The organism is Scytonema hofmannii PCC 7110, from assembly GCF_000346485.2.
Classification (GTDB): Bacteria; Cyanobacteriota; Cyanobacteriia; order Cyanobacteriales; family Nostocaceae; genus Scytonema; species Scytonema hofmannii.
Genome location: NZ_KQ976355.1, coordinates 85833 through 98486 on the forward strand (window position 1 = coordinate 85833; position 12654 = coordinate 98486).

The following is a 12654-nucleotide window of genomic DNA, read 5'->3' on the forward strand; positions in this document are numbered from 1 at the left end:
TTACCTGCTTTTGTTATTATGTTCTAAATGTTCTACCAGAGCTTTTAGACGAGCGTAAATTGAACCATATAAAATTCTGGCTAATTGTTGTTCTACTTGGGGTTTATTGCTATTAGGAGAAATGTACTCTCCAAAAATTTCTACCCATCCTTTCAAAAGGCTACGTTCTGCACCTTGTGGATAAAATGCTGAGTCACAAAAGAATACTCTTGTAGGAACATTTCCTCTGGTAGCTCTGCCCAAGACTTGTACTACAGAAACAGCTTGATCCCAAAGAAGTTCATGCCAAAGATCAACGTCCATAGAAGCCGATCCATGATGCGAAGCTCTGAGTCGTCGGTGCCAATTTTTGTAGGATAGGCTTCGCAATTTAGCGATCGCTTCTGCTGCCGTTCCTCCTAAGCTAGACGGTAAAACATTACTCCCTTGTAAAATATTGTCGAATACCAAACGATTTACGGATCTAATTTGCCTGCCAAAATCTGTTGGCACTGGGTAAGGACGTACCAAGAAAAATATACTACCTAAGTAGGCTTTGTTAGTTATTGGTGACAAAATGTTATATAAGCGTTGTATGGCTCCCAGAGGTGTTACCAATACATCACGCCCTCTAGTTGGAAATTGTTCAACTTGCCCTCGCCGGAGGAGCCACTCCGCAATTTGTTCGTCTCTATCTGATTGAAGGCAATCTACCCGATTTCTCCATCTACTAGATTCTTGCAACTCCCTAGCGACTAACTGTGCCTCCGGATAACTGCCTGTAATTAACATGACAGCTCTTGGTGTACTAAGAGATTCCCAATACTCCAACTCTTGTGTTATTCGGTCTTTGCTACCACTGCCAAAAGCCAAATACTGAGTTAGTTGCAGTAGACTCTCTTTTCGTCCCATCCCAAAGCGTCCGCTAACTCGTATTGCCTCTCCTGTGCGTTCTGGAACTCGGATGAATTCAAAATGGCTGTCAGACAGCGCTTCCACTGCTTCAGGGGGTGGAGATAGAATTGCATGGGGTTGAATCCCAATATTGAATTGGGGACTTCCTGGCGACCATGAGGTGGCACTGGTTATTAGCGTTGATGGTCCATAATCTCCTGTTAAATTTACATATAAGTAAGGGAATTTTAATAGCAAATAACGCCCCAAACCGAAGCAGGATAAATATCTTAGTAAGCCCTTTGGAGTTTTTTCTTCTGTTTGGTCTACAAATTGATACCCTAATAGATGACCGAGGGGTGATTCTACATTTAAATCTATGTACTCATCCGGGGGATTTTGGCTTAAGGAAAGCCCTTTGCCTAGTTCCTCTGTTGCTAAGAGCCAGTAACGAAGCAGTTCGTTTACCTGTCTATCCATTGCCGTTAGCAACACACTAAATTCTAGTCTTTCTAATATCTGTTGTGTTTGCGATGATTGGGAAAGCTGCCAAGGTAAATGTTCTTGTAGCCAAATTCGCAGTTTTTTAATTAAGTTGTCTCCCTTATCATTTCTAACATCAGTCACTAAATTTTCTAATTTTTTTTCGTTGATTTCACTATCTTCTAACCTATTTAATGAAGAGCGGATTAGATAGTAGTTTTTAAATTCATCCTCTAAAACAATTAAAATTTTAATTAACTCTTCTTGTGGGAAATCATCAGGTGCTAATGAACGTATATGCTCAATTAACTGCTCGTAAATTAGAGAATTATAAAGAGGTCTCTCTCGTATCCATTTCCGTAAATGCATTTTGTCAAATATTCGGACAAATATTGCATCTGATAATCGCGAGGCTTCCCTAGCAACTCCTCTAAGTTCGTAATAACGAGGGTCATGAAGCTGTGTTCTTCCTGAATAGAAAGATTTTTCCGCTATAGTATGTTCGATGAAATCAAGTATGGCTGTTTGAGAACCTGCTAAATCATTGGAGGGAGCAAAGTTTTCTTCTATTGATACTTGTACTCTATCCACTTCGTCCACAATTAGTAAAGAACAATAATGATAAGTAGCTTCTAGTACCCGCATTTCAGTTCTTACTAATTCTATTGGCATTGCAGTGTAGATAAAAGCAGCGGAGGTAGTTACCCAGACAGAGGCATTGACTAAATCCCGGTTTGCTTGGTGAACCGGACAGATGGGAAGGAATGGGCAGCTATGATATGTAACTTTGTCTGAGTAATTTTTCTCTTGTTTTTTGAGGTCTTCTGGACTTACTAAACTATGGCAAGGCTCTTGACCTGCTGGAATGGAACCCTCACCCAGTAGTCCGGAAAGGATACATTTTCCTGTTAACCAACGGAGAGCAGGATTATCTAATAATTTTGCGTTCTTTGCGTCTTCTACGAGGTCGTAGATCTGGTATAAATCTTCTGGTTGTAACTCGTTGGCATGAGCCATTCCATATTGATACTGATGAGAGTCTCTGGCTTTTCCCAGTATCGGAGCAGCCGATAAGCCCATCTTGACGAAATCTGCTGCCATATTTATGGCATCAGTCACCGTATTAACAATAATGCAGATCCGGAAATTTTTGTCGTTAACTGCATACTTTTCACATAAATGGTGTACCAGCAAATAGATGAGAGTACTTTTGCCAGAACCTGTAGGTCCTAATAAGTGAAAAATCCCATTGATTGTGAATTCCTCAGTAGGCTGTAAACTTTTTCTGATTAAAGATAGAGATGAATTTAATTGCTCCGCTCTTTCAAACCATTTTCGTCCTGGTAGTTTTTCTTCAATTTTTATTGCTGAGTCCTTTAAATCGCATAATCTTATTGTCAAAGGAGATAAAGGAGATGGGCGTCTTGGTTGCTCAGAAATTGGTATTACAGTGGTGCTAATGTTAGATAAGCAGTCCTTCATTCCTTCAAGTAGTTTAGTGGGAATGACTACTGAAACTGCTTCTGAATTAATATAAAAGCAATATTCTTTTTCTGATTTAGCCCAATTTCGCGATATGGGTTTATGCTCGGCTGGTTGATTTAATGCTTTGGTGATAGCTTCTACACGTTGCGGAACATAATTAACTACAGGTTGTCTAATGTATGTTCCCGATTCCAAAGATACATCAAAAAGCCTAATACTTAAAGGTTGTTGGCTGTACCACAAAAGGGATTTGTTCCACGCTGTTGCTGTGCGAATGTATGGAACTCTATGGCGTACTCTAGTGCAAGCTTCTATCAACTTCTGATTGTTTCCTAATTCGGTTGGAATGAAGTTTGTTAATAAACTCCAAGCTTCTTTTATATTACTGTTACTATCACTTTGATAAATCTCGGCGTAAAGCGTTATTACTAATTCAACTTCAAAAAATCTCTTGCTTTCTGTTTTGCTAAAAGTAACAGGAATTAATTCTTCTTTTCCTAATTGGATAATTTCTTGGCTAATTCCTTTTAACCAATCTTGCCAATCTCTCATTTTTGTTTACCCGAAATTTTCAACTTGTTCACTTGACTGACAAACTGTTTAAGTGATAAAACACTTATATCTTCGAGAGCAGAGTTCTCTTGACATCTCACATCCCAAATAGCTTGAAATACTTTCTTATATTTACCTTTGTATCTGTAATCAGGAAAAATATAGAAAGCTTTATTCCATGCAGGAAATTGTTTAAAAGGTTTTAAAGACCAAGCCATTTCTCTAGCATTTGCTTGGTCTTTCATATCTACTGCCCAAACTTCATCTGTTGGAAATTTAATCATCAAATCATAATTATCTACACTGGGCCAAAGGGAGCAATTTAACCCTAATTTGACTAGAGTATCTCTTAATTGAATTAATGACTGTTCTGGAGCTACCACAGAAGCCTGGATACCGCGAATTGTTCTCATTGATTCTGGGTGGTATAGTACCCACTTTTCGGGAGTGTTTATATTATTAACAAGGCGAGAACACAAATCGCTGTAACAAACGGCATGACGGCGTGAAGAACCTTGCCACTCTAAAGGCCATCCACACCTAGGACATAACCCTATTTGTTCAACCCCATTTCGTTTAACCCGACAAGTTAAGGGGATACGTTCGTAGGTGGCGCACAACAAGGAACGAATTTCAGGTTCCCAATCTAAATCGCTGTTAACAATTTTTGTTCCCCACTCTAAATGAGGATTTTGGACTAGAAATAGTCTAGCTTTTACATATTGCTCATCCAACTTATTTTTAGAACAATATTCTAGAATATCTTTGAAGGGAATGTCTTGAATTTCTATCTCTGGATTGCCACCTGAGAGCATTCTTTCACTTAGTTCATAAGCTAAATCTGTAGGTTGTCCTAAAAATAAAAGTGAGCCAAAAAGATTAGCATCAGCCATCAATTTTCCAATTCCAGGCCAATCCTCTACAGGTTGGTGAAGCCAATTTACCACTTCTTTGTGATGCAAAGGTGGCATGGTTTTATTGGTTAGGCACAAGACAGATAATTGTTCAAGACCAGATTTGATGTGTTCATTGGGACTGGTAATAGGAGGTGCATTTCTTTTAGTGATTTGTTCTTGTTGCTCAACTAGCCCTACTGCTATTCGGGTGAGAATCTTTTTTGCTTGTATTTTTTGTAAATCTAGAGATGGTAGATGACTCATAGTCCTGGTTAAGTAAGTGCAACACAGAAGAAGAAAGTGGTTTGGTTGTAGACAGTTGACAAGCGTAAATTTTTGCTGTACAGAGCAATTTGGCCTCTCCCGTGCTTACAGTCGCTTTTTCCAAGCTCTGGCAATTGTAAAACTTTAATAACCATAGCAACTAACTTCAACAGTAGTTTTGTAATTTACTCAGTATAACTTGTGTTAAGATTAGGTAGTTGCTATTCAAAAATAAACAAAATGTTAATTTTTCTTTGAGAAAGGTATGTTGAACTATGAAGACCTAGGTCAGCGCCTTCGGTTAGCCCGCGAACAGACTGGGATGAGTCAGGCTGAAGCAGCTGTTGCTCTTGGCATCACGCCAGCTGCACTCAGTCAGTATGAAAAAGGGAAGCGGCGAGTGGAAGCGTTACTCTTAGAGGCATTAAGCAAACTTTACGGAGTCCCCATTAGCTATTTCTTTAGTCATGAGGTGCTTATAGCGGATTGGGAAGCAGGATTGCGTTCCATGTCCAAGGACTTTTCATCGACGGGCAAAGCTGGAATTTCGTACTTAATCAACAAAATACGTATACTGGAGGAGTTGTACCTTCTGAACGAAACCTCTTTCCCCAATTCTCCTCATCCACCTTTTGCTGCTTTGAAAGAAGAAAAACTGAGCGATTACGAAGTTGCTGAGTATGCTCAAAAGGCACGGCGTCATTTTGACTTGGGTATAGCGCCGATTTTGAACTTTCGGTGTTTTCTTGAAGCCCAAGAATACAAAATTTTTGCTGTACCGTTGGGAACAGACAAGGATGATCTCAGTGGGTTTTTCTTTTTGCACCCACAGCTAGGACCCATAGTGGCGTTTAATGAAAATCAGGCTTATAGCCGTCATCCTTTTACTTTGGCTCATGAGTTAGCTCACGGTCTCTATCACTACAATCGCCCAACTATATTATGTCGGGCATCAGACTTTCGTTTCTTGGAGCAGTTCGCTGAGCGATTCGCTTCCTACTTTTTGATTCCTCAAGAGGCGCTATACGAGAGATTACGCTTTCTATGCGTTAAAACCGTGGCTACTTCCGAAGAAATAGTTCACCTGGCACGCTATTTTGGGGTAAGTTTTGCAGCCATGAAGCACCGCTTAGAACGGGAGCGTCGGCTGAATGCAGACAGTAGTGTATTTAATGAAGTTAAGCCAGTTAACCTTGCAAAGACTTTAGGCTACCGTCCACATAGAGCTGAATTCGGTGTACGTCCGTGGCCACTTGAAGAGCGCTTGCCTCGTATCTTCCTTGAATTAGTCAACCGTGCCTTACAACAGAAGAAAATTTCTCTGCGGTGTGCTGCCGAAATGCTTGGCATCAGCGACATTGAGATGGAGGAACGATTCTACTTTACAGAGGGAGAAGAGGTTGATATGTTCATAAATATTTATGACTAAACCTGTACTCGACGCACCATTCTATAAGAAAATTTACTTTGGTATACCTTCCGGTTGACTTATGTAGCAAAGCTAAATTACTCAAGCAGCATAGTCAGCATGAGCAGTTCTTAAAACTTTAGCTTTCATCTCTAAAGCTTAAAAATACAAATTTTTAGATTCAGTATACCTGCCCATTAACATATATAACTCGCCGTTGAGTAAGTAATAGATTTTATCTTATATTTTTCTTCTGCGATCGCTCCACCTCTAAGTTCTACTTACAACTCCATATCGCTATCCTGACTTCGCAAGAACTGATATTGCCTTTGCTGTGCAGCCGCTATCTCTAAAGGAGTATCGTATCCAGTAGCCTTTGTGCCGAGTTGCAATTCTTGATACAATTCAAGCTAAACATTCAAGCTGCATAAAGCCTTTGCTAGAACTTTTACACCAACCAATTGTTAAGCCAGAGATTTTCACTATTCGTGAATTAGCAATAAAAGTTTTAGGAGAATTGGGTGATGCTAGAGCAGTAGAACCTCTGTCTCAGCTTACTTTCGATGAGAATAATCAAGTTCGAGAAGTAGCTAAAAGAGCATTAAGAAAAATTGGACAGAAAAATTAAGCATATATTGACTTGAAGTTCAATCTCAGAACAAAAGCTTAAAACTCATATGGAAAAAAGGTTTCAGCCTTAGCGTACAATTTTCCCGTTTTGGCACGGTGACCCCTGATAGCTCAATACCAGGAATGTTAAGAGCTTCTAAGTCTGATTTGATTTAAATAAATTTGCTTCAGTTTTTGCGTGCTCCGTGGTCGTTGATCGTACTCGTTGCACGGAAAACCTGCCCATATATTGCCAACTTTGCAAGCAGCTATTTCAAATCGCCCAGCTTTGACATCTTCGAGAGCACCCTCTTGCTTAATTAGCGCGATCGCCATTTTATCTTGGCTTGCAGGGCTAAAATCGGGTAAGCCGAGCTTTGACTGTAGCGTCCACCAGTTTTTGTTGAGCATCTGATATCTTCCAGCCGCCGTTGAACAAACACGCCTGCTGCCGCCAGCACGTCGTTTGATATTGGCGCACTGCAAAATATTCGGGTGAGATTTGAAGTTTTTGAATTCTCCATTAAAAACAAGCTTCCGATAGCCCTGCGGTCCGGTTGTCCCAGTTTCTGCCCACCCAATTGTGTCTAAAAAAGCGTCTATCCTAACGTTTCCAGTTCCTGGGTTAACTTTTTCATCATCATTATTAAAATCGGGAACATAAACCCTAAATGAAGATTGGTAGCCGTAAGCGACTAAATTAAAGGTGACTAATCCCACAGAACCTAGTGACACCAAAGCGGGTAATAAACTTTTCATAACAGCAATAACGCTAATGCGAGGACAGCAACAGCGACACCAATTGCCGTCAATATGGTAAGTGTCTTGAGCAAACTGAACTTGGGTTTATTTTCTCGCTGTAAGCGATCGTAAGCGGAGTGAACGCTTCTCAACTCATGATTCCAAAAGTCAAACCACTCGCCATGCCGCCGCCGAACCGTAAAGCGATCGTGTAACCATTGTTCTGCAGCCAACATATTAGCCACTGGCACAGTTCGTACTAAAACGATCGGACACGGTGCTTGCTGTCGGTTAAGATCTGCCAATCTTTTCTGTGGATTGGTGGTTAAACCTATTTTGTAGCGTCCAATCCATTTACTGAAAATTCCATGGAAGCCTTCAGCTTTCAGAAGGTAAATGTAGCCAGGATGAAGAGCATACTTTTTGGGAATGCCATGCCTTTCTATATACCATTCGATAACGAACTCTCGAAAAGCATGGTTTTCTGCACAAGCTTTAGCTATCTCTGCTAACGGATCGACTTGAGGGTTTTTCTGTACCACGTTATGAAGCTGAAACAACCAGCTTTCCCAAGCGGTTGCTGTTTCCGAATCAAGGTGAATAATCATTGGCTGTACAGTTTATGAGTCTTTCATTACTTTTAATAACCAGGCAGCCGCCTTCAGGTTTATTCACTGTTGCCATGCCCGCTTGTGGCTGAATCTGTGTTTTTAATTGGCAACTACCAAGCAACAAACTAAGTAGAAAAAACACTACAGACCACGTAAAGATGGCTCTTGCAGTCATTTTTCTTTCCTCCCTGATTTAGTGGGCATACTCGTTAGTGGCAAATCCTTACAATATCCTATGGGGTTTATTGCGGTATTCTGTTGATAAACTTCAAAATGCAAGTGTGGACCAGAACTATTACCAGTCGAACCCATTTTGGCAATCATCTGACCTTGGTTCACTCTTTGCCCTGTGCGAACTAGTACTTTTTGATTGTGACCGTAAACGGTGACGCGACCGTCGGGGTGTTGGATGTTTACTGCATTGCCAAGTCCCGTGTCCTCCCAACCTGCCCGTAAAACTACACCACTCACTGCAGCATAAATTGGAGTTCCGATCGCTCCTGCAATGTCAAGTCCTTCGTGTTGTCGTCTACGGAAACCTTGAGAAATTATCCCCGTACTGGGACAAAAGAACCTTACTTCTGAATTTTCTTCTGTCTTTTCATTGGAATCAGCTGAATCCTTTGTCATCAAAAACCGCAGGTTGTTTGTCCCTATATGGAAGAACAACAACCATAGTGAAGCCAATGAAATAACCGATGGAACAATAGACGACCTTTGGCTCCGTAAATCAATCATAACTTCGCCAGAAATCTGTACCCCTTCCAATCCAAACGCCCATTTCGATAAACTTCAATGTGGGCGTGTGGACCTGTTGAACCAGGAAATGTTTCGCGAATATAGCCCAATACTTTCCCAGTTGGAATAAACTCACCAACTTTATAGCTCGCAACAGTTTGCCTATCAAGATGCACATAACGCAACTTTACTGACTCGCCGTTCCATTGCGACTCAACTGCAATAACGCCGCCAGATCTCGAACGGGGATTCACTTCAACAACTCGCCCAGCAAGAGCATTTAATACCGCTCCAATGTAGGCGTAGTCTGTTCCTGCGTGAATTCGAGTGCATCTATCCCGGCAGCTACCGGGAACGTCTGTAATTGGAGCTTTCTTAGTGAGAGGAAAGACGCTTTTTAGGTTTGGCAGTCGCTTAGGCTGCTGTGCTCGATCGTTTGGAGCATCAATAATGATGCGAGGAATATGCGGTGAACTAATTTGGCTGAGCCAATCACTGACATCTTTGTTGGTAATTGCGATCGCCATACCAAGTGTAGTCAGCGACATTATCCACAGTTTTAGCTGTTCTCGGCTTCTTGGCTGTACGGTCTGTTGCGGTTGCGGAACAAGTAACTGAGAGCTAACCGTGCTAATCGGTTCTACGAACTGCTGTTGTTGCCCGCATTCAAAATCGATTTTAAGCTTTAGAGGCATTGTTCACCCATTCCTGCCAAATACTTATCTAGTGCTGTGGAAGGTCTCCGACAATTTTTTTGTGATTCTCCCGTGTCTTCTACAGTCTGTACTTGATTTGGCTCTACGTTAACTGATGGTGCTTTGGGTTGAGGAACTGCTTTTGGTTCTTTAATTGTTTCAAAAGATTCAAGGGGCAGCTTTAACAGCGACAAGAATTGAACTTCGCCGTAAAATTTCATGTATCCTGGCTGGAGCCGATCCAACACAAACATTACCAATACCAGCCAAAAGCATATCTGAACAATCAATCCGTGCGGTATTTTCATCGTCAAATTGGTAGCCTCGCATTGTCCCCAAAAAAAGGGAAGCCTTAATAGCAAGATTGTTCGTGCTGTAGTTGAGATTGTAAACTTTAGAAGGCTTCCCTTTTTTTACGTGTCAGACCCTCGACCAGAAAATTTTCCGGCTGAGGACAAAACTATCTTCTAGGAGAATCAACAACCGGGAAAAGCGGTGCATACCTTGCTGGAGTCAGTTGGCTCCTTTCCACAGCTCTGTTGTATCCTGGTGCGCCAGGACCGATAACTGTAGTCGTCCGATTCCAACCACCGCCAAACAGCCATATTGCACCAATCAAAGCACAAAATCCTCCAAGAGCAATACCGCTATAAGTCAGTAGCGCGAGCGAACTTTGCCCCGGCTGCGTGACCAGCGTGCGGAGCATGGCAGGAAACAACTTCCATGCTCGCTTAGGATTGTCGGGGTGCAGATCCCACGCTTCATGGGGTTTAAGTACACGAGGAATCAAAAACGAAGGATTGACTGCTCCATTATCAACGCCCGGAACCCACTGAGCTGGAACATACGTAGCTGTTGTGGGTTGAGTGCTTTGCAAATAAGCTTGCATGGACTCGACCATCTGAGTCTGCTGCGGCACTACAACTGGCTGTATTGGTCCTGTTTGATAAGCTGGAGGTACTACTGGAGGCTGCGGTACGCCTTGATAAACCATTGGCTGTACTTGTTGCCTGTGGACGATTTGTCCACCACGATTATTAGTCATAATCTACTCCTTTGAATCAATAAATCATTCGGCAAGAATCCGATAAGTGCAAACTGTTAATCGTGTGCTTATGGTTTTATATTCATTCAAACCACCCTAAGACCCTGGGTTGTACAAAAAATGTGGGCAGTGTTCACTAATTAACCCTGTGAAATCACTATTACAGCAGTGCATCCATTCTGGAACGTGAAACGGTTTGGAAATTCGGTCTTTGTCTTCGTAAGTAACATAATTGGCGTGACCTACATATTTGTCATCGCTACTGGCATAGCAGTGAATCCAAGTTGTGGCTTCCATGAATGTTAGGAGCCGTCCTTTTGCTACTAGTAGTCTGCCAAAATTGCGATCGCAACAAAAGCTAAGACTCATATTAACAAGTGGTGCAAAAGCTATAGCTGAATTCCAAAACTCTGCTATTAGATTTGGTTCTATTTCATTTATCATGTGGACATAGTTTTGTAGAGATCCAATAGCTAAATGTAGGTGAAAATCGTCCAGGGTTTCGTAGTTAGCGAGTGCGTCTCCTCTGCGCTGCATCCGCTCTTTCAGAAGGTTTATCCATTGGCGTATACCTATAGCAGCTTGTTTGTAATCGAGCGGTCTTCCCCAAACTGCGATCCCTTGATATTCCTTGATAGAACAATGGGGATCGATTCTCCAAACTAGGTGTTGTTTTCTGATATGTTCTCCAATAAACCAATTTTGTTTGGGTTTTGCTTTCGATTCAGGTGTCTCAACAAATGCAACTATTGGTTTGTTAACTAAAGCATTGATTTGGTTTTCAAGTGTTTGAGACATTTCAACTGAATTCAATTGTCCTCCCATAGATCCTTCTCCATATCTGTTAGTTTTTTACGGAACTCTTCAGGTGTTTGACCAATAACGGGTGTCTTAGTTGAGCCAGGAACATATAAATACTGTGGACAATGCTCCTTCACCATTTCAGTAAAATCATTATCAGGATTTGGTCCTTGCATCCATGAAGGAACATCAATCCTTTCAGCGATCCGGTTGCCACTCTCAAACCGAACGTAGTCCGCATAGCCAGCACAGCGTTTGTTGCCTTTTACAGATGTGTCTGTTTGGGCGTAACAATACAGCCACGTGATGCCCTGCCTTATTGTTTCAGATTTCCCTTTAAGAGCTTTTTCACCTCCCAATAACGCTTGGGTGTCGCCATGACTGCAAAAGCTGCAGCTCATATTCATTTGCCTAATGAATTGGATAGTGACTTCCCAAAAGTCTGGCATTATAGAAGCGTCTATCTGGTCGATATTCCGACCATAGTTTGACAACTCATCAATGGCTAAATGCAGATGGTAATCTTCAAATGGATCGTATCTGCAAGTTTCGTCTCCCCTCCTTTGCATACGTTGCTTTGCTAAGTTTGTCCACTGCCTAATCCCTTGTGCCGCATCGTTATAGTTAAATCCCCTTCCCCAGACTTTGATGCCTTTAAACTGGTAACCGGCACAAAACGGGTCAACTTTCCAAACTAAGTGTTTTTGCTTAATATGTTCCCCGATCAACCACGACTGCTTGGAAGTTTTCCCAGAGCCTTTCTGGCTTCCGATAATCCCCACGTTTCCCTCATCAACAAGAGAACGCACCGTGGCATACCGATCTTGTTCATGCGCCTTATAAAATTGGTCTTCAGCCGCAACAGGCGTTGCCCAGATAACTGGTTCTGTCGGTGGTAAATAAATTTCTTGCTGTTGGTAAAAAGCACCTGGAACATTTTCTGGATCGGGAATTTCAATCGGCTGGGCTGGCGGTGGGACTGGTGGCTGAACTGGCGGAGGCGGTAACACAGTTTCGTTCATGGGCTGTGATTCTGAAGATGGCTGGATTTGCGTCTGTGGGCTGTTGGGTACAGGTGCTGATGATGGGGGAAGTACAGGGACAGATGCGATCTGTAGCTCTTCTTGCACCGATTGCTGAGGCATTGGTACGGGTAGGGGTTTACGCTGTGCCTGCTGTGCCTGTAGTAGCAACATGGCTTGCTCAGCTTCTTTGTCGTTCGCATTCATTAAATCCCACGCTGCAGAACCCAGCAATCCCAAGCCGGTTACAAATGCGATCGCCGCACCACCTACTTGCCACGGTTTTCCCGGTTGCTCTTGACGCACAATCGCTTGAGCGTTCGACATTGGGTCTGGTGTGCCTATTGTCTCTACTTTTTGATTGGCGCTTCCTGCCGCAATAGCAGCAAAAATAACCAGAAAAACTCCCCCTCCAATTCTCACCATTGCCC

The 12654-nt window shown here is 42.2% G+C and carries 13 protein-coding genes; 2 read left to right on the plus strand and 11 right to left on the minus strand.

Annotation, left to right across the window (positions count from 1 at the left end; translation table 11 throughout):
* Together WA1_RS49280 and WA1_RS49285 are read right to left on the minus strand one after the other, a co-directional pair.
* The gene (locus tag WA1_RS49280) at positions 1-3393 is read right to left on the minus strand and encodes a pPIWI_RE_Z domain-containing protein (protein ID WP_017740920.1); all 3393 of its coding nucleotides are present in this window, start codon (positions 3391-3393) and stop codon (positions 1-3) included.
* Entirely contained in the window at positions 3390-4553 is a 1164-nt protein-coding gene (locus WA1_RS49285) for a restriction endonuclease-related protein (protein WP_017740921.1), read from the minus strand. Before WA1_RS49285 ends, WA1_RS49280 begins: the two co-directional genes overlap by 4 nt.
* A gap of 265 nt (positions 4554-4818) precedes the next feature.
* Here WA1_RS49285 and WA1_RS49290 point away from each other — a divergent pair, with 265 nt between their 5' ends.
* A complete protein-coding gene (locus WA1_RS49290; RefSeq protein ID WP_017740922.1) occupies positions 4819-5982 on the plus strand; it encodes a helix-turn-helix domain-containing protein in 1164 nt (387 codons plus the stop codon).
* Between the two features lie 355 nt (positions 5983-6337).
* The gene (locus WA1_RS49295; RefSeq protein WP_017740923.1) at positions 6338-6589 is read left to right on the plus strand and encodes a HEAT repeat domain-containing protein; all 252 of its coding nucleotides are present in this window, start codon (positions 6338-6340) and stop codon (positions 6587-6589) included.
* A 128-nt stretch (positions 6590-6717) separates the two neighbouring features.
* Here the strand turns inward: WA1_RS49295 and WA1_RS49300 are convergent, their stop codons facing one another.
* The 9 genes from WA1_RS49300 to WA1_RS49340 all read right to left on the minus strand — a co-directional run bounded on the left by WA1_RS49300 (position 6718) and on the right by WA1_RS49340 (position 12649).
* The gene (locus WA1_RS49300) at positions 6718-7329 is read right to left on the minus strand and encodes a glycoside hydrolase family 24 protein (protein ID WP_017740924.1); all 612 of its coding nucleotides are present in this window, start codon (positions 7327-7329) and stop codon (positions 6718-6720) included.
* Positions 7326-7919 (minus strand): GIY-YIG nuclease family protein, encoded by a 594-nt coding sequence (locus tag WA1_RS49305; RefSeq protein ID WP_017740925.1) that lies wholly within the window; start codon positions 7917-7919, stop codon positions 7326-7328. The genes WA1_RS49300 and WA1_RS49305 overlap by 4 nt, the downstream gene beginning before the upstream one ends.
* Positions 7903-8097, minus strand: coding sequence for a hypothetical protein (locus WA1_RS57905; protein ID WP_017740926.1), 195 nt, complete (start codon positions 8095-8097; stop codon positions 7903-7905). Before WA1_RS57905 ends, WA1_RS49305 begins: the two co-directional genes overlap by 17 nt.
* Positions 8094-8552 carry a peptidoglycan DD-metalloendopeptidase family protein gene (locus WA1_RS49315; RefSeq protein ID WP_081403192.1) on the minus strand — a complete coding sequence of 153 codons (459 nt, stop codon included), beginning with the start codon at positions 8550-8552 and terminating at the stop codon, positions 8094-8096. The genes WA1_RS57905 and WA1_RS49315 overlap by 4 nt, the downstream gene beginning before the upstream one ends.
* A 104-nt stretch (positions 8553-8656) precedes the next feature.
* Positions 8657-9355, minus strand: coding sequence for a M23 family metallopeptidase (locus tag WA1_RS49320; RefSeq protein ID WP_017740928.1), 699 nt, complete (start codon positions 9353-9355; stop codon positions 8657-8659).
* Positions 9346-9663, minus strand: coding sequence for a hypothetical protein (locus WA1_RS49325; protein WP_148663079.1), 318 nt, complete (start codon positions 9661-9663; stop codon positions 9346-9348). Before WA1_RS49325 ends, WA1_RS49320 begins: the two co-directional genes overlap by 10 nt.
* Before the next feature lie 152 nt (positions 9664-9815).
* Entirely contained in the window at positions 9816-10400 is a 585-nt protein-coding gene (locus WA1_RS49330) for a hypothetical protein (RefSeq protein ID WP_017740930.1), read from the minus strand.
* A gap of 96 nt (positions 10401-10496) precedes the next feature.
* Complete coding sequence (locus tag WA1_RS49335) at positions 10497-11198, minus strand: hypothetical protein (RefSeq protein WP_158516799.1); 702 nt, start codon at positions 11196-11198, stop codon at positions 10497-10499.
* An 11-nt stretch (positions 11199-11209) separates the two neighbouring features.
* Positions 11210-12649, minus strand: coding sequence for a hypothetical protein (locus WA1_RS49340; protein ID WP_158516800.1), 1440 nt, complete (start codon positions 12647-12649; stop codon positions 11210-11212).
* Between the last annotated feature and the right edge of the window lie 5 nt (positions 12650-12654).